13 protein-coding genes and 3 pseudogenes are annotated in these 16,273 nt (G+C 72.9%); 6 read left to right on the top strand and 10 right to left on the bottom strand.

Going from position 1 to position 16,273, the window contains the following annotated elements; genetic code table 11:
- Positions 1-96 precede the first annotated feature (96 nt).
- Positions 97-417: pseudogene (locus tag AB0L59_RS09645) on the bottom strand (hypothetical protein); the annotation flags it as partial.
- Between the two features lie 155 nt (positions 418-572).
- Between AB0L59_RS09645 and AB0L59_RS09640 the strand changes: the two are divergent.
- Positions 573-1,961, top strand: a complete 1,389-nt coding sequence (locus tag AB0L59_RS09640; RefSeq protein WP_365581249.1) for a pyridoxal-dependent decarboxylase — start codon at positions 573-575, stop codon at positions 1,959-1,961.
- A 4-nt stretch (positions 1,962-1,965) separates the two neighbouring features.
- On the opposite strand, the gene AB0L59_RS09635 is transcribed toward AB0L59_RS09640, so the two are convergent.
- The 4 genes from AB0L59_RS09635 to AB0L59_RS09620 form a co-directional block, all read right to left on the bottom strand.
- A complete protein-coding gene (locus AB0L59_RS09635) occupies positions 1,966-2,754 on the bottom strand; it encodes an SDR family NAD(P)-dependent oxidoreductase (protein WP_365581247.1) in 789 nt (262 codons plus the stop codon).
- Between the two features lie 31 nt (positions 2,755-2,785).
- A complete protein-coding gene (locus AB0L59_RS09630; RefSeq protein WP_365581245.1) occupies positions 2,786-3,700 on the bottom strand; it encodes an SDR family oxidoreductase in 915 nt (304 codons plus the stop codon).
- A gap of 86 nt (positions 3,701-3,786) precedes the next feature.
- On the bottom strand, positions 3,787-4,416 hold the full coding sequence (locus AB0L59_RS09625) for an MBL fold metallo-hydrolase (protein WP_365581244.1): 630 nt from the start codon (positions 4,414-4,416) through the stop codon (positions 3,787-3,789).
- Positions 4,416-5,504 (bottom strand): S-(hydroxymethyl)mycothiol dehydrogenase, encoded by a 1,089-nt coding sequence (locus AB0L59_RS09620; RefSeq protein WP_365581243.1) that lies wholly within the window; start codon positions 5,502-5,504, stop codon positions 4,416-4,418. Before AB0L59_RS09620 ends, AB0L59_RS09625 begins: the two co-directional genes overlap by 1 nt.
- 279 nt (positions 5,505-5,783) lie before the next feature.
- Here AB0L59_RS09620 and AB0L59_RS09615 point away from each other — a divergent pair, with 279 nt between their 5' ends.
- The gene (locus AB0L59_RS09615) at positions 5,784-6,575 is read left to right on the top strand and encodes an acyltransferase domain-containing protein (RefSeq protein ID WP_365581241.1); all 792 of its coding nucleotides are present in this window, start codon (positions 5,784-5,786) and stop codon (positions 6,573-6,575) included.
- A 90-nt stretch (positions 6,576-6,665) separates the two neighbouring features.
- Here AB0L59_RS09615 and AB0L59_RS09610 read toward each other — a convergent pair whose 3' ends face one another.
- Positions 6,666-6,971, bottom strand: coding sequence for a hypothetical protein (locus AB0L59_RS09610; protein ID WP_365581239.1), 306 nt, complete (start codon positions 6,969-6,971; stop codon positions 6,666-6,668).
- Between the two features lie 175 nt (positions 6,972-7,146).
- Here AB0L59_RS09610 and AB0L59_RS09605 point away from each other — a divergent pair, with 175 nt between their 5' ends.
- The 3 genes and pseudogenes from AB0L59_RS09605 to AB0L59_RS09595 all read left to right on the top strand — a co-directional run bounded on the left by AB0L59_RS09605 (position 7,147) and on the right by AB0L59_RS09595 (position 9,437).
- Complete coding sequence (locus AB0L59_RS09605) at positions 7,147-7,512, top strand: nuclear transport factor 2 family protein (protein ID WP_365581237.1); 366 nt, start codon at positions 7,147-7,149, stop codon at positions 7,510-7,512.
- A gap of 55 nt (positions 7,513-7,567) precedes the next feature.
- Positions 7,568-8,130: pseudogene (locus AB0L59_RS09600) on the top strand (bifunctional 5,10-methylenetetrahydrofolate dehydrogenase/5,10-methenyltetrahydrofolate cyclohydrolase); the annotation flags it as partial.
- Between the two features lie 77 nt (positions 8,131-8,207).
- Positions 8,208-9,437 (top strand): glycosyltransferase, encoded by a 1,230-nt coding sequence (locus AB0L59_RS09595; RefSeq protein ID WP_365581613.1) that lies wholly within the window; start codon positions 8,208-8,210, stop codon positions 9,435-9,437.
- A 29-nt stretch (positions 9,438-9,466) separates the two neighbouring features.
- Here the strand turns inward: AB0L59_RS09595 and AB0L59_RS09590 are convergent, their stop codons facing one another.
- The gene (locus AB0L59_RS09590) at positions 9,467-10,492 is read right to left on the bottom strand and encodes an alcohol dehydrogenase (protein ID WP_365581236.1); all 1,026 of its coding nucleotides are present in this window, start codon (positions 10,490-10,492) and stop codon (positions 9,467-9,469) included.
- A gap of 151 nt (positions 10,493-10,643) precedes the next feature.
- Entirely contained in the window at positions 10,644-11,306 is a 663-nt protein-coding gene (locus AB0L59_RS09585; protein WP_365581234.1) for a TetR/AcrR family transcriptional regulator, read from the bottom strand.
- A 150-nt stretch (positions 11,307-11,456) separates the two neighbouring features.
- Between AB0L59_RS09585 and AB0L59_RS09580 the strand changes: the two genes are divergently transcribed.
- Positions 11,457-12,710, top strand: coding sequence for a YncE family protein (locus AB0L59_RS09580; protein ID WP_365581232.1), 1,254 nt, complete (start codon positions 11,457-11,459; stop codon positions 12,708-12,710).
- 74 nt (positions 12,711-12,784) lie between these two features.
- Here the strand turns inward: AB0L59_RS09580 and AB0L59_RS09575 are convergent, their stop codons facing one another.
- Positions 12,785-14,656: a cellulase family glycosylhydrolase gene (locus tag AB0L59_RS09575; protein WP_365581230.1), complete on the bottom strand. Its 1,872-nt coding sequence runs from the start codon at positions 14,654-14,656 to the stop codon at positions 12,785-12,787.
- Between the two features lie 82 nt (positions 14,657-14,738).
- Positions 14,739-15,842: pseudogene (locus AB0L59_RS09570) on the bottom strand (GTP-binding protein); the annotation flags it as partial.
- Positions 15,843-16,273: the final 431 nt, after the last annotated feature.

Genomic DNA, 16,273 nt, shown 5'->3' with positions numbered 1-16,273 from the left:
CTTGTCGCCCAGGGCCTGCCCCGGGCGCTCCCCTGCGCGATTCCCGCGATCTCGGACTACTAGACCTGTGCCGGGGTGCGGGGGTTGTGGTTCCGGTCAGGCTGTGACGAAACGGTGAACTTCGGCGCCGCGCAGCCGGCCTGCGGGAAGCCTGCGGCCGTAGGCGACCAGCGGCAGGTCCTGGCCCCGGCCGTACAGGGGCGCGCCCGAGCCGAAGGACCAGTCGAGATCGTCCGCGCACAGCCGTACGCCGGTGAGGTCGGTGCCGAAGACGCGGAAGGCGCGCGGATCGACGGCGTCGAGCGGGATCCGCAGCCGGTCACCGGGCACCCGGCGGTCCAGACCCAGGGCGACGGTGACGTCGAGGCCGTGTACGACGTCATGACCGAGGGCGGCGGCGAGGCCGCCGACCGGGGGCTTCCGGCTGCGGGTCCACGGCGGGTTGCCCGAGCGGTTCCCCGCGCCGCCGGGGAGCCGTAGTCCGGTCGGTCCGACCGGCTCCGGTCCGCCAGGTCCAGTACCTCCGAATTGGACCGGGCGTACGGCTCTGCCGCCTGCCTACGCTGGCGCACATGCACCCCACCCTCGCCGCCGACCTCTCCCGGCTCCCCGAACTCCTCCAGACCGCCCGTGACTTCGCCGCCGACAACGCGGCCGGGCTGGCCGAGCGGCCGGTCGCCGCGTCCGGACGGGCGCCCGTGCTCGCCCCGCTCCCGGAGGACGGGCTGGGCGGTGAAGCCGCTCTCATGCGGTTCGCCGAGCGGTGGGCGCCGGGGTTCTCCGGTTCCGCCGGGCCCCGCTATCTGGGCTTCGTCACCGGTGGCGCGACCCCCGCGTCGGTCGCCGGGGACTGGCTGACGTCCGCGTTCGACCAGAACCTGTCCGGGGCGGGCGGTTCCTGGGGGCAGGAGCTGGAGCGGGAGACACTCGCGTGGCTGCGTGAGTTGTTCGGGCTGGGCAAGGCGCACAGCGGGGCGTTCGTGACGGGCGCGACCGTCTCCAACACCGTCGGCCTGGCGATCGGCCGCGAGTGGCTCGGCGAACAGCTGGGGGTGGACGTCTCCGGCGCGGGTGCCGCCGCGCTGGGCCCGGTCGACGTGCTGTCCGGCAGCCCGCACTCCAGTGTGCCGAAGGCGATGTCGGTGCTGGGCATCGGCCGGGACCGGCTGCGGCGGGTGCCGCTGCTGTCCGGCAACCGCGAGGCCGTGGACGTGACGGCGCTGGAGGCGGAGCTGGTCCGGCTGGCGGGCCGGCCGGCGATCGTCGTGGCGAACGCGGGCACCGTCGACACCGTCGACTTCGACGATCTGCGGGCCATCGCCGCGCTGAAGGCGAGGTACGACTTCTGGCTGCACGTCGATGCCGCGTTCGGCGGTTTCGCCGCGCTCTGTCCCGAGTACGCCACGCTGGTCGACGGTCTCGACGCGGCCGACTCGGTCTGCGTGGACCTGCACAAGTGGCTCAACGTGCCCTATGACGCGGCCGTGCAGTTCACCCGGCGCCGCGACCTCCAGGTGAGGGTGTTCCACAACGCCTCCCCCTATCTGGGCCTGCCGGCCGGCGAGCCCGACTTCCTGCATCTGACCCCGGAGAACTCCCGGCGGCTGCGCGCGCTGCCGGCGTGGTTCTCGCTGGTGGCCTACGGGCGTGCCGGGCACCGGGAGATCGTCGAACGGAACGTGGCCCTGGCCCGCCGGCTCGGCGCGGGCATCGACGCGCTGCCGGGCCTGCGCCTGCTCGCGCCGGTGCGGCTCAACGTCGTCTGCTTCACGCTCGCCGAGGACCCCACACAAAAGCGGGTCGAGGCGCTGGCCCGGGCCGTCGCCGAATCCGGGGAGGCCTATGTGACGCCGACGGTGTACGGCGGGCTGCCCGGGCTGCGGGCCGCGTTCAGCAACTGGCGCACCACCGGAGACGACACCCGGCGGGTGCTGGACGCGCTGGCGGCTGCCTCCGGCTGACGGCTCAGGGCTGCCGTACCGCCGCGTGGAAGCCGGTGTTCACCGCGGTCAGTCCGCCGTCGACCACCAGGGTGGTGCCGGTGACCCAGGCCGCGTCGCGGGAGGCGAGGAAGGCGACCGCCGCGGCGATGTCCTCGGGCTCGCCGACCCGGCCGAGCGGGTACAGCGGGCGGATCGCGTCGAGTTCGTCCTCGCGCCCCGTCCAGGCCGAGGTGCGCACCGTGCCCGGCACCACGAGGTTCACCCGCACACCCCGGGCCGCCGCGTGCCCGGCGAGGGTGCGGGTCAGCGAACCGAGGCCGGCCTTGGCGGCGCTGTAGGCGTGGTTGCCGAAGTCCTGCAGGCCGTTGACGGAGCCGATGCTGACGATCGCCCCGCGTCCGCAGGCGGCGAGGTGGGGCAGGGCGGCACGGCAGCAGCGGTAGGCGCCGGTGAGGGTGACGTCGAGGTCGAGCGCCCACACGTCGTCGGGGTCGTCCTCGAAGAGCGGCACGTCCGGGGTGCAGTGGGCGGCGCAGTTGACCAGCACGTCGAGGGAGCCGAAGGTGTCGACGGCGTGGGCCACGGCCGCCTCCACGCAGGCGCGGTCCGCGATGTCACACGCCAACGCCCGGGCGCTGAGCCCCTGTTGGCGCAGGGCGGTGGCGGTCCGCTCGGCTTCGGGCAGGTCCTGGTCGGTGACCAGGACCTGCCCGCCCTCCTCGGCGAGCCTCCGGGCGACGGCGGCGCCGATGCCGCGGGCCGCGCCCGTGACGAGAACTCCGTGTCCTGCGAAGCGGGTGTGATCGGTCATGCGGTGACCGTACGGCGCCGCGGGCGTTCTTTCACCGGTATCCGGTGACGTCGGCCGGCTTGCCCGCGTCCTGCACCTCGACCAGGTAACGCCAGGCGTCGGGCCGGCTGCCGTCCAGGTCGGTGAAGCCGTACTCCCGGGCGAGTCGACCGCTGGAGAGCGACTGCGCGTTGAAGCGGGCCACGTCGGGGTCGGCTGCCAGGGCGGCGACGGCGCGACCGGCGAACCGAGGGGTCTCGGAGATGGCGCAGTGCGGTTCGCGGACGAGGGCGTCGCGCCAGTTGTCCTCGCGGACACCGTACGCGTCGAGCATCAGTTCCGAGCGCAGCCGGCCCGGGGTCAGGGCGACGGCCGTGGCCCCGCGCGGGCCCAGTTCGTGGCCGAGGGCGAAGGCCATGCGCAGCACGGAGGCCTTGGCGAGGTCGTAGAAGAGGTTCACGCGGTAGGTGTCACGGTTGTACTCGGTGGTGCCGTCGGTCATCTCGACGACCAGGCCGCCGGGCCGGCGCAGCAGGAGCGGAAGCGCGAAGTGGCTGGTGATCGCGTGTGTCTCGACGGCGAGCCGGAGGAGTCTGAGCCCGGCGGCCAGGTCGTGCTCCCAGACCGGCGTGTCCCACTGAAAGAGTTTCTCGCCGCCCCAGATGTCGTTGACGAGGACGTCCAGGCGCCCCTGTTCGCCGTCGACGCGTTCCACGAGGGCTCGTACGGCGGTCCGGTCCAGATGGTCGACCGGTACGGCGATGCCGCGCCCGCCGGCGGCGGTGACGAGGTCGGCGGTGTCCTCGACGGTCTCCGGGCGGTCGTACTCGGAGCGGTGCCCGCGTGTGCTGCGCCCGGTGACGTAGACGGTGGCGCCCGCCGCGCCGAGTTCCACGGCGATGCCGCGTCCGGCGCCCCGGGTCGCGCCCGCGACCAGCGCCACCTTCTCCTGCAGCGGTCCTGACATGTCCGGCCTCCCGTGTGCGGTGACAGCTGTCGCCGTCCACTGTCACGGGAAAGCCGGACATCCTCTGTCGGTGTTGCGGCGCGGTCTCAGTGTCCGCGCCTGATCCACTCCTCCAGGTGGGGTGCCTCGGCGCCGATGGTGGTGGAGTCGCCGTGGCCGGTGAGGACCTTGGTCTCCGGCGGGAGGGTGAGGAGCTTGTCGCGGATGGAGTCGATGATCGTCGGGAAGTGGGAGTAGGTGCGTCCGGTGGCGCCCGGGCCCCCCTGGAAGAGGGTGTCCCCGGTGAAGACGACACCCAGCGCGGGGTCGTGCAGGCAGACCGCGCCGGGGGCGTGGCCGGGGGTGTGCAGCACGGTCAGGTCGGCGCCGGCCGCCTCGATGACCTGGCCGTCCAGCAGATGCCGGTCGGGGTCGCGGCCTGGGTGGGTCATCTTCCACAGCGGCAGGTCGTCGGGGTGCAGCCAGACGGTGGCGCCGGTGAGGTCGGCGAGTGCCGGCGCGGCGTTCACGTGGTCGTTGTGGGCGTGGGTGCACACGATGGCGATCAGGCGCCGGTCGTCGACGGCACGGGCGATGGCCTCGGCGTCGTGGGCGGCGTCGATGACGATCACCTCCCGTTCGTCGCCGACGATCCACACGTTGTTCTCGACGTCCCAGGTGCCGCCGTCGAGGGTGAACTGCCCGGAGGTGACGAGGCGTTCGATGCGTACGGTCATCAGAACACCACCACCGAGCGCAGCACGTCACCCTGGTGCATCCGCTCGAACGCCTTCTCCACCTCGTCCAGCTGGATGGTCTCGGTGACGAACGCGTCGAGCGGCAGCCGGCCCTGCAGATGCAGGTCGATGAGCATGGGGAAGTCACGGGAGGGCAGGCAGTCGCCGTACCAGCTGGACTTCAGGGCGCCGCCACGGCCGAAGACGTCCAGCAGGGGCAGTTCGAGCTTCATCTCGGGGGTGGGGACGCCGACGAGGACGACGGTGCCGGCGAGGTCGCGGGCGTAGAAGGCCTGCCGGTAGGTCTCTGGGCGGCCGACGGCGTCGATGACGACGTCGGCGCCGAAGCCGCCGGTCAGCTCGCGGACCGCCGCGACCGGGTCGGTCTCCTTGGAGTTGACGGTGTGGGTGGCGCCCAGGGTGCGGGCCTTGTCCAGCTTGCGGTCGTCGATGTCCACGGCGATGATCTTCGCCGCGCCGGCGAGGTACGAGCCGGCGACGGCCGCGTCACCGACGCCGCCGCACCCGATGACCGCGACGGAGTCGCCCCGGCCGACGCCACCGGTGTTGATGGCGGCTCCGATCCCGGCCATCACCCCGCAGCCCAGCAGGCCGGCGACCGCCGGGGAGACGGCCGGGTCGACCTTGGTGCACTGGCCGGCGGCGACGAGCGTCTTCTCGGCGAACGCCCCGATGCCCAGGGCCGGGGACAGCTCCTGCCCCGTGTCGGCGAGCGTCATCCGCTGCCGGGCGTTGTGCGTGTCGAAGCAGTACCAGGGCCGGCCGCGCAGACAGGCCCGGCAGGCGCCGCACACCGCGCGCCAGTTGAGGACGACGAAGTCGCCCGGTGCCACGTCGGTCACGCCCTCGCCGACCGCCTCCACCACACCGGCGGCCTCGTGACCGAGCAGGAAGGGGAAGTCGTCCGAGATGCCGCCCTGCTTGTAGTGCAGGTCGGTGTGGCAGACGCCGCAGGCCTGGACGCGCACCACGGCTTCGCCGGGCCCGGGATCCGGCACCACGATCGTCTCGACCCGTACGGGCTCGTCCTTCCCCGGTGCGATCACGCCGCGCACTTCCTGCGCCATGGTCTGGCCCCTTCCTCGATAGCCTTCCCCGCCGACACTACGCGCGACCGAGGGGTAGCGGGGCGGACCACGGCGGTCGGCGTGGATCTTTCCGGCCGCGGCGGAAAATACGCCACGCCGACGCACCCCGACGAGAACGACCGCGCCCCTTCGTAAGAAATACTCCGCCGTCCGGTAAGAATGTGAACGAATAACGTCATTCCATGATGGCAATCTTTTTGCAGGGTGCGGGAGTTTGCCTGGTGTGTGCGCAGGACCGGGCGTGCCTCAATGGGGGGCATGTCTCTCGACGGCCGCAATGGACGCACCGCATTTCTTTTCTCGGCCGGCGCCGTGCCGCGCGCGGGCACAGGACGCGAACTCCTGGAAGCATTCCCGGCGTTCGCCGACGCGCTGGACGACATCTGCGCGCGCCTGGATCCCTATCTGGAACTCCCTTTGAAATGCGTGATGTTCGCGGACGACGGCTCGCGTACGGCCGCACTGCTGGACCGGGAGCCGTTCGCAGGGCCGGCGGTCTTCGCGCTCCAGGTGGCCCAGTACCGGTTGCTGAGCAGCTGGGGCGTCCGGCCGGACGTGGTGTTCGGGCAGGCGGCCGGGCGGATGGCCGCAGCGTACGTCGCGGGCGTCTTCTCCCTGGCGGACGCCTGCCATGCGGTCGGTACCCTGTCCCGGCTGCTGAGCGGCCCGGCGGAGACGGCACCGCACTGCCCGCACCCGGGCGGCGTCCTCGACGCCTACGGCCGCACCCTGGCCACGCTCCACCCGCGGGAACCGCGCCTCCCCCTCGTCTCGGACGTCACCGCCCGCCCGGTGGGCGCCGAGACCGCAGAGCCGGAGTTCTGGGTACGGCGTGCGCCGCTGCGCTTCGCGGAGACCGTCGGCGTGCTCCACCGCGACGGCGTCCGCACCTGGCTGGAACTGGGCCCGGGCGACCGGCTCACCCGCATGCTCCCGGACTGTCTGCCGGCCTGCCTGCCGGGCGGTACGGCCGCGGCCTTCGCACTGTCCCGAGACTGGCCGCTGCTGCGGTCGGGGCCGGGCTCCGGCTCCGGGGCGGCACAGCAGTGAGGGCCGCCCCGCAGGACGGCCCTGGTGTGTACGTCGCCGACCGCCCCGGCGTCCGGGCCTCTCGGGCCGGAACGGCGCGCCGCCGGTGGCTCAGGACTGGACGGCCGGCAGCAGCCCCGTCACGGGGGCCACGGGGTCGGTGACCTGGTGCAGCTCGTTCAGCCGTTTCAGCTCGCCCACCTTGTTCAGCGCGCGCATCTGCTTCGAGACCCGCGGCACCTCCGCCCGGTGCTTGGCGGGGATGTCGCTGACGGTGAGCGAGTCGAGCACGGCCATGGGGTTGACCTGCCCGGTGTGCGGTGCGCTCGTGGCTGCCGCGTTCGCCACCGGTGCGACAAGGCCGGTGACCCCGGCGGCGAGGCCGAGAGCCGCGACGATACGTCGTGTTGAGATCATGCCCTCAGCAACGGTGCCGGGCCCCGTCGGGACACGGGCGGCGGCCCTTCCTCACCCGTGAGGCGGAGCCGGCCGCGTGCGCTTGCCGTGACCGCCGGGCCGGAGGAGTCTCGAAGGGTAGGAGTCCGTGCGATCCGCGCCCCGCCGGGCCACGGGCGCCCGAAGGAGGTCACCCATGGGCACCGCGACAGGTTCCGCCTTCGACGTCGACACACTGCGTCGGGGCATAGAAGGGACGACCGGGAACACCCTTCTGTCGCTCTACGCCGACGACGCGGAGATCCGTATCGTCGACCGCGACAACCAGCCCAGCCACCCCACCGTCCTGCGCGGCAGGGGGCAGATCGCCGAGTTGCTGGACGACGTCTACAGCCGCGACATGACACACAAGCTGGACCGGTGCGTCGTGCAGGGCGATCACGCCGCGTTCAGCGAGTTCTGCCAGTACGGGGACGGCACCCGGGTGCTCGCCGAGTCGATGGTCACGTTGCGTGACGGCAAAATAGCCGACCAGTTGATCATCCAGGCCTGGGACGACTAGGCCGACAGGGCCTAGGCGCGGGCCGGTGCGGCAGGCGCCGGAAGGAGCGCCGCGGGCGCCCGTGACCTGCGTGCGCATGAAGCGGAACCGCTGCCGCAGGGACGGCATCGAGTCCCCGCACGTGCCCCTGCCGACCACCGCGACCACGGACGAACTCGTGGGCGTGCCGCGGTCATTGTCGGCCGATCCGGCCGTGCACGGCATCCCGCGGCCGCTGGACGCGTACGACGCCGACCCCGCCGGGCAGCGAGCCGTGGTCGTGGGCCGCAGCGCGATCCTCGGAAAGCCGGTGGGCGCGCTGCTCCCGGCCCGGGACGCCACCGTGACGTACTGCCACTCGCTCACCCGGGACCTGTCGTCAGCCGTGCAGGAGGCGGACACCGTGGTCGCCGCCGTGGGCCGGCCTCGGCTGATCGGCGGGCAGGACGTCAAGCCCGGCGCGGCCGTGTTCGACGCGGCCTACGCCCCGGGGAACCTCGGCGACGTCGACTTCGACTCCGCCGTGGAGCGCGCCTCGCTGGTCACGCCGGTGCCGGGCGGCGTCGGACCCATGACGATCGCCCCCTGCCGGAGCAGACCGTGGAGGCCGCCGGCCGGCCACTGCCGCGCCGGGTGTGAACCGGTCGCCACGGCCGGGTCGTCGGGCCCGTGCGAGGCGCGGTTCGGCCATACTGGCCGTCGTGCGCATCGCGGTCATGACGGCGGGATCCCGGGGCGATGTGGCCCCCTACACCGGGCTGGGGTATCGGCTCGCCCGGGCCGGACACCAGGTCACCCTGGTCACCCACGCCCGCTTCGAGTCGCTGGTGGCGGGCTCCGGCGTACGGTTCCACGCGCTGCCGGTGGATCCCCGGGCGGAACTGGAGTCCCCGCGCGGCCGGGGCCTGCACCGCAGTGCGAGCGGCGCCGGGAAACTGCTGCGGGTGGTGGATCTGGCGCGGCGGCTGGTCGGGCGGATGACCGAGGATCTGCTCACGGCCGCCCGCGACGCCGAGGTCCTGCTGCTGTCCGCCTCGCTGGCCCCGCTCGGGCACACGATCGCCGAGGGGCTACGGGCGCCGAGCATGGGCGTCTATCTGCAACCCCTCGCCCCCACACGGGAGTTCGCGCCCGCCGTGCTCGGCGGCGGCCTCTGGGGCGGGACGGCCAACCGGCTCGCCGGGCACGGGGTGAGCCTCGCCGTGGAGCACGTCTTCGCGGCCACCGTACCCGGGGTGCGTGCCCGGCTCGGACTGCCCCCGGTGCGGGCCGGTGCCGCACGGCGGGCCCGCGAGCGGCGGCACTGGCCGGTGCACCACGGCTTCAGCCCCCTGGTGGTGCCCCGCCCCCGGGACTGGCGGGCCGGGCTGACGGTGAGCGGCTACTGGTGGCCGTACTACACCGAGAGCCAACTCCCGGACCCGGTACGGCGGTTCCTGGAGGCCGGTCCTGCGCCGGTCTTCGTCGGGCTGGGCAGCGCCACCGTGCCGGACGCCGGGCGGCTCAGCGCACAGGTGGTCGCGGCGCTGCGGCGGGCCGGGCTGCGCGGGGTGATCCAGCGTGGCTGGGGCGGGCTCGCGGCCGCCGGCGACGACATGCTGACCATCGGCGACCTGCCGCACGCGCTGCTCTTCCCGCGGATGGCCGCGGTGGTCCACCACGCGGGCGCGGGGACGACGGCGGCCGGGCTGCGCGCCGGGGTGCCGGCCGTGCCGGTACCGGTGCAGTTCGACGCGGGGTTCTGGTCCGCCCGGCTGGTGGCGCTGGGCGTCGCCCCGGCCGTCGTGCCGCTGCGCGGCCTGACCGTGGACGCGCTGGCCTCGGCCCTGGTACGGGCCACCCGTGAGCCGGAGTACCGAAGGCGGGCGCACGCCCTGGGCGCCCGTGTCCGCGAGGAGGACGGCGCCGCCCCGGTCCTGGCGGCGCTCGACCGGCTGGGCGGCTGAGCGCCCGGCCGGTCCACCGGTGCCCGCGGTCAGCCGTTGGTGAGCACCATCCGGAAGCGGGCCTTGCCGGAGAGCATCTTCTGGTAGGCCTCGGCCGCGCCGTCCAGCGGCACGGTCTCGGTCATGGGGCGGATGCCGTGCAGGGCGCTGAAGGCCATGGTGTCCTCCACGTCCTGCGACGTGCCGGAGGGATGGCCGCGCACGATCCGGCCGGTCATCAGCAGCTGGGCCGGGACGATGCCCATCGGCTCGCTGTCCGCTCCGATGACCACCAGCTCGCCGCGGGGCGCCAGGCCGTCCACGGTGGCCGCGATGGCCTCGGAGTTCCCGGCGGTGGCCAGCACGACGTTCACACCGCCGAGGGACTGCAGGGCCTCGGCGACCGGGGTGCCGGAGGTGCTGTCGACGTAGTGGTGGGCGCCCAGCCGCTTGGCGAAGTCCGCCTTCTCCGCGCCCCGGGCGATCCCCACGGTCTCGAAACCCAGCGCGGCCGCGTACTGCACGGCGAGGTGCCCCAGGCCGCCGAGGCCGAGCACCGCCACCCGGTCGCCGGCCTTGGCGGAGCTGCGCCGCAGCCCGTTGAAGACGGTCACTCCCGCACAGGCCATGGGGCCCGCGTCGCTCGCCGCCAGCGCTTCGGGAATCCGGGCCAGGGCGTCTACGGGCGCGATCACCTTCTCGCCGAAGCCTCCGTCGTACGCCCATCCGGGCACCTGCAGATTCCGGCAGACGATGAAGTCGCCCTGCCGGCACGGCCCGCAGTGCCCGCAGCTGCCGCCGAACCAGCCGACCGCGACCCGGTCGCCGACCTGCCAGCCACGGTCCTGAGTGCCTTCGCCCAGTTCCTCGATGCGCCCGGCGATCTCGTGCCCGGGGACCACGGGGAGAGCCACGCCCGGCAGCTCGGCGTTCACGAAGAGCGCGTCGCTGTGGCAGATCCCGCACGCCTCCACGGCGATCCGCACCTGCCCGCGGCCCGGCTCGGGCACCTGCCGTTCGGCCAGCTCGAACGGGCCGCCCGCGGTCGTCACCTGCGCGACTCGATAGGTACTCATCACACTCTCTCCTGCTGTCCGGCGGTGTGTCCTTCATCCGGAGCACGGGTACGACGCCCCCGCACCAGCAGACCAGCTCCGGGCCGATCCCGCGCGCCGAGCCGCATCGGAGCCCGCCGACCTGGCGAGACACGCCGGACAGCCGCCCGAGTCACCTGGTCCGGGGCCGCCAGTCCTCCGGCCGGAGCATGCCCAGCAGCAGCCGGACCAGCTCGTCCACCAGCTCGTCCAGCGTGGCGTCCACCCAGCCGGCGCTCCAGTCGTGCAGGAGGCCGTTGACGCTGCCGATGAAGGCCGCCGCCGCGAGGCGGTAGTCACGGGGCGCCGCCTCCCCGCGCGCCGCCGCCGCGTCCGCCTCGGCGCGGATGAGGTCGATCCAGCGGGCCCGGCGGGCCAGCCGCTGCTCCTCCAGGCGCGGGCTGACGCCGACGATCTCCACGAAGGTGATGCGGATGCGGCGCGGGTCGCAGGTGACGTCGCGGGCGTAGGCCCGGAAGAGCACGGCGGCCCGCTCGGCCAGCGGCAGCCCGTCCGCCGTGGCGAGGGCGTCCAGCACCGCCTGTTCGGCCCAGCCGTTGACCTCGAGGTGCAGCGCGGCGAGGACGTCCTCCAGGGTGCGGAACTCCTCGTAGAACTGACGGGTGGACAGGCCGGCGGCCTGGCTCAGCGCGGCCACCGTCGTCCCCCGGTAGCCGGGCGCGCCGCCGAACAGCTCCAGGGCCGCGTCCAGGAAGCGCCGGCGCCGCTCGGCCTGCCGTTCCTCGGCGGAACGGCCGCGGTAGCGGCCCGTCGGCGCCTTGATCCTGCCCGTCACATGTCCCCCTCCGTCCGCCTCCCGCTCACCCAATCTTGTCGTGCACACATCTTGTCGCGAAGGCCGTTCGCTCCTTACTTTTCAGTAAGTTCACTGTGAATGCGCCCGTGTTCAGATTCCCCGCACGCTCCCCGAGGAAAGAGAGCAGTCATGCCTGCCTCCAGAACCAGGCACCTTTGCTCCGTGGCCGCCGCCCTCGCCCTGACCGTCGCCGGACCGGCGACCGCCGCCTCCGCCGCGAACGGCACCGCCGACGGCCTGCGGGAGGTGATGTTCGTCGGCAACAACTGGGACGGCACCGCCGACGTCATCAGGTCCTCCGGCGACTTCGCGAAGATCGGCCGGATCAACGTGATCCCCGACAAGGCGCAGCGGCTGGCGGAGATCAACGCCGACCCGATCAAGTGGATCTACTACACATCCATCCGCAACGAGGTCGGCGAGGGACACGACCAGTACGTGGACGACATGTACTCCACGCCCGACGGGAAGTCCGTGGTCGTCTCGCGACCGAGCTTCGCCGACGTCGTCTCCATCGACCTGGCCACGGACAAAGTCAACTGGCGCTTCCCGGTGGCGGGTTACCGTGCCGACCACATGGCGGTCTCGCCCGACGGCACCCGGGTCGCGGTCTCGGCGTCCACCGCGAACAAGGTCCAGGTACTGGACATCGACACCGGCAGGGAACTCGGCGAGTTCGACACCGGCGACAAGCCGCACGAGAACTTCTTCACCAACGGCGGCACGTACATCTGGAACATGTCCATCGGCGAGGTCACGACGTCCCTGGACGACCCGGCCTGGGACTGGACCAAGGGCGACCGTCACATCACGATCGTCGACGCGACCACGTTCAAGCAGGTCAGGACCATCGACATGCGGCAGCGGCTGGACGCGATCGGCCTGAAGGACTTCTCCGACGCGGTCCGGCCCGCCGCCTTCACGCCGGACTGGTCCAAGCTGTACTTCCAGGTGTCGTTCTTCAACGGCTTCCTGGAGTACGACGTGGCCACCGACAGGATCACCCGGGTGAAGACGCTGCCGGAGAACCCGGCGACCAATCCCGACCGCACCACGTGGCTGCTCGACTCGCGCCACCACGGCATCTCGATGAACCCCGAGGGCACCAAGCTGTGCGTCGCCGGGACGATGGACAACTACGCGACCGTGGTAGACCGGGCCTCCTTCGACGTGGGTCCGCTGATCACCGCGTCGACCCCGTACTGGGCGACCGTGAGCGGCGACGGCAAGGACTGCGTCATCTCCGAGGCCGGCGCCGACCAGGTCACGGCCATCGACTTCGCCACCGGCCAGAAGGTGCTGTCGGTGCCGGTCGGCGACCATCCGCAGCGTGTCCGGCTGGGGCACGTGCAGGCCGACTGGACCGGTCCGACGGGGAGTTGAGCGCCGTACGGCCTCCGGGGTGACCCCACTCCTCCCGGAAGCCGTACGGCTCCTGCCAGACCTGCCCCGATGGTTCAGAAGTGCGCCGCCGCCCACGCGGCCAGCTCGGACCTGGCCGCGGTCAGCAGGTCGGCCGAGGGTGCCGTGGCCCCCCCGTCGGTCACCAGGGCGAAGTGCAGGGCCCCGGAGTCGGTGTCGCTGAGCAGCAGCCGGCGGCTTCCGGTGCCGCCCGGCTCGGGGGCGACGGCGACCGGGGTGGCGGCGCCGGTGTAGGCGGGCGGGGCGCAGGCCGTGCCCAGGTCGGAGACGACGGTGGTGGACGCGGTGGGGAAGGTCGCCGGCAGGTGCAGTTCGGTGGGTGCGGTGCCGTCGCCGGAGCGCCACACCAGCAGCCCGTACCGGCCGGAGCCGACGACCTTGGCCACGTTCGGCAGGGTGCTCGGCACCGGGTTCCAGGTGAGGGTCGTCGAGCCGTCGCGGGAGCGGTCCTCATAGGTGAAGGCGAGGGGCGTGCCGGCCGTGGCGCTCGGGTAGAGGCGGTCCAGCAGGCGCGCGTCCTGGCGCAGGGTGACGTTCTCGGAGTCGTCCAGCCGTACGGCGGAGAGGTCCTCGCCGTTCCAGGCGTCGCCGGAGGTGAGCACCTTGTCGGGATTGCCGTTCATGAGTTCGTGGTGCCGGCCGCTGTAGAGGTCCCACTGCCACTGGGTGCCGGAGAGCACCGGCCCGGAGGCAGCCGGGTTCGTCCACCAACCGGCCCCCGGCACACGGGAGTCGAGCGCCTGGTACATGGCCTTCAGGACGGTCGGCGCCTTGTCCGACACCGTGCCGGACAGCGGGTGGCCGAACTCGCTGACCACGGCCGCGGTGCCGGCCGCAGCGGCGCGGTCCCGTACGGCGCCGAAGTCGGAGGCGTACTGGCCGTCGGCGGCCTTGCCCCACATCAGGATGCCGGAGATGGCCTTCTGGTCGTAGAAGTGGGTGGTGAAGACGTATCCGGGGCCGAGTGTGCCCGCGTCCAGCAGGCCGCCCTCCTGCTTCTGGGTGGAGATGTTGGCGTTCCAGAAGAGGTTGGGCTCCACGAAGGCGGGCTTGTCCTGCCAGCCGGCGGCATCCATCCGGGCGCGGAACCTCTCGTAGAACGGCCAGAGCAGGCCGCTCTCCCAGGTGCGGGAGGTCTGCCCGGAGTCGTAACTGCCCGCGTAGGGCTCGTTGTACGGGTCGAAGCCCGCGATGCCCGCGAACTCGGCCCCGCTCAAGTGCTGTTGGAGATAGGCCATGGTGGACTGGGCGGTGGTGAGGAAGGCGTCCTGGAGGCCGTGGGCGTTGTGCCAGAAGTCGTACTGCGCCTGCCGCACGGCCGTGTTCTGGGTGATGTTCTGGCCCCAGAAGAGACAGATGCCACACGACTCGGCGGGATAACCGCCCGCGTCGACGGCCCACTCGGGGGCGCCGTCGCCCGTGTACCAGCTGCCGCTGTCGAACAGGTAGCGGGAGTACAGGTCCTGGTGGAAGTCCGGGAAGACGCGGATGCCCTCGTCCAGGAAGGCGCGCATCTGCTCGGTGACGGCGGCCAGATACCCGGTGTCCACCCGGCCGCGCACGGGTTCGGCGTGCGCCCAGGAGAGCAGGAAGCGGACCGTGTTCCCGCCACCGAGGGCTCGCAGCGCGCTCGCCGACTTCTCGGCGTCGGCGACCGAGGCGAAGGGCGGGCCGCCATGCTCCTCCAGCTTCGCCTCGCCCGAGACGTTGTAGCCGCGCAGGACGATCTCGCGCCCCTGGCCGTCGGTGAACCGGCCGTCCCGCACGGTGAGCGGGGTGCCGTCGAACCAGAGGGAATCGGCGGGGAGCGCGGGGGTCGCGGCGGTCGCGGGCGGGAGGCCCGCGACCGCCAGGAATCCACTGAGGAGGACCAGAACAACCAGCAGACGCACCCGGACATTCGGCATGCCCACCACAGTCCGGGCCGGCCCGGACGGCGTCAATACCTTCTGACTCCCCAGTAAGTTGACTATCAGTCAGTTCGTCGTTTCAATCCCCCACCCGGCGCATCACGTTGAGCAGGTACTCCTTCCGGTTGAGCGGGTTGTGGTCGGTGCGCGGCCGCTCCGGGACCGTGCCGCGGGTGACCGGCGCGTAGTGGTCGAAGGCGGTCTCCAGCTCCCCCTCGCCCCGGGTGAGTCCGGGCAGCCGCTGCTCCAGCTCGTGCACCCGCGCGGCCGGCACCGTGCCCTCCAGCGCACAGGCCGCGCCGAGCGCGCCGGTGGTCTCCGGTACGGCGCCCAGCCGGGCCAGCGCCGGAAGCAGTCCGCCGAGCGTGTCCGCCGGAGCCTCGAGCCGGAAGCGGTGCATCGGCTCGTGCACCCGGGTGCCCGCCCTGCGCAGCGCCTCGGTCAGCACCAGCGGGGTCAGGCCCCGGAAGTCGTACCCGGTGCTGGACATGCTCTTGTCGAAACCCTGGTGGGCGTGGCTCTGCCGGGGCGAGTAGCCGGAGTGGGTCATGGTGACCGTGCAGTCGGGGATCCGCCAGCCGTGCAGTCCCTGGCCGAGCGTCTCGCGGACGGTGTCCTCGACGGCCTTGAAGAAGGCGTACGGCATGGAGCCGAGCTCCACCTCCAGCCGGAACGCCACACCCGCGCCGGGCGGTGCGGGCTCGACGCGCAGGCCGACGGTGGCCAGGAACGGATTGGGGTCCTTCTTGTTGAACTCCACGGCGAGCCCGGTGCCTACCGGCCGTTCGATGCACAGGGTCGTCGTCTCACGAAAGGTGACGTCGAGGCCGTACTCGCCGGCGAGGGTCGCCTGGATCACCTCCTTCTGCACCTCGCCGTAGAGGGACACGGAGGTCTCGCCGCGCAGTTCGTCGTGCCGGACTCCGATGAGCGGGTCCTGTTCGGCGAGCTGGGTGAGCGCGAGGTGCAGCGAGCGCCGGTCGGCGGCGGGACCGGGCACGACGACCGTCTCCAGGGTGGGCGGCGCGAAGTGGTGCCCGTGGGCCGCGCCCGGCCGACCGAGCGCGTCGCCGATGCGGACGCCACCGAGTCCCCACACCTTGACGATCCGCCCGGCACCGGCACTGTCGCGCCGTACGTCCGTGCCGTTCTCGAACACGCTGAGCCCGGTGACGCGCCCCTCGGCCCGCCGCCGGTCATCCCGGGCCGCCGACGGGCGGTCGACGCCGATTCCCCACGAACGGGCGCCGCCCACCCGACCGGCCCCACGCACCCCCACACGACCGCCGGGGCCGTCGCCCTCCACCGGGCCGCCGGCACCCCGCTCCTCGGTACGACCGCCGATGACATCCCCCTCCACCGGGCCGCCAACGCCCCGCTCCTCCGTACGACCGGCACCGGACGCCGGCGAACCGGCCACGCCAAGACCCTCCCAACAGCCGCCGACGGCCCGACCGCCCCCACGACCACCCCCGCCCCGCACCCCCACGCGACCGCCCAGGCCACCGCCCTCCACCCGGCCGCCAACGCCCCGCTCCTCCGTACGACCGGCACCGGACGCCGGCGAACCGGCCACGCCAAGACCCTCCCAACAGCCGCCGACGGCCCGACCGC

The sequence above is a fragment of the Streptomyces sp. NPDC052109 genome (assembly GCF_040680195.1).
GTDB lineage: Bacteria > Actinomycetota > Actinomycetes > Streptomycetales > Streptomycetaceae > Streptomyces.
This window is presented reverse-complemented; position numbering and strand designations above follow the sequence as displayed.

What these genes read in the sequence shown, in the direction of transcription:
- AB0L59_RS09590 (WP_365581236.1), bottom strand. Translation starts at nt 10,492, where the DNA reads ATGAGTACCTATCGAGTCGCGCAGGTGACGACCGCGGGCGGCCCGTTC.
- AB0L59_RS09610 (WP_365581239.1), bottom strand. Translation starts at nt 6,971, where the DNA reads ATGATCTCAACACGACGTATCGTCGCGGCTCTCGGCCTCGCCGCCGGG.
- AB0L59_RS09625 (WP_365581244.1), bottom strand. Translation starts at nt 4,416, where the DNA reads ATGACCGTACGCATCGAACGCCTCGTCACCTCCGGGCAGTTCACCCTC.
- AB0L59_RS09595 (WP_365581613.1), top strand. Translation starts at nt 8,208, where the DNA reads ATGACGGCGGGATCCCGGGGCGATGTGGCCCCCTACACCGGGCTGGGG.
- AB0L59_RS09580 (WP_365581232.1), top strand. Translation starts at nt 11,457, where the DNA reads ATGCCTGCCTCCAGAACCAGGCACCTTTGCTCCGTGGCCGCCGCCCTC.
- AB0L59_RS09605 (WP_365581237.1), top strand. Translation starts at nt 7,147, where the DNA reads ATGGGCACCGCGACAGGTTCCGCCTTCGACGTCGACACACTGCGTCGG.
- AB0L59_RS09575 (WP_365581230.1), bottom strand. Translation starts at nt 14,656, where the DNA reads ATGCCGAATGTCCGGGTGCGTCTGCTGGTTGTTCTGGTCCTCCTCAGT.
- AB0L59_RS09640 (WP_365581249.1), top strand. Translation starts at nt 573, where the DNA reads ATGCACCCCACCCTCGCCGCCGACCTCTCCCGGCTCCCCGAACTCCTC.
- AB0L59_RS09620 (WP_365581243.1), bottom strand. Translation starts at nt 5,504, where the DNA reads ATGGCGCAGGAAGTGCGCGGCGTGATCGCACCGGGGAAGGACGAGCCC.
- AB0L59_RS09630 (WP_365581245.1), bottom strand. Translation starts at nt 3,700, where the DNA reads ATGTCAGGACCGCTGCAGGAGAAGGTGGCGCTGGTCGCGGGCGCGACC.
- AB0L59_RS09615 (WP_365581241.1), top strand. Translation starts at nt 5,784, where the DNA reads ATGTCTCTCGACGGCCGCAATGGACGCACCGCATTTCTTTTCTCGGCC.
- AB0L59_RS09635 (WP_365581247.1), bottom strand. Translation starts at nt 2,754, where the DNA reads ATGACCGATCACACCCGCTTCGCAGGACACGGAGTTCTCGTCACGGGC.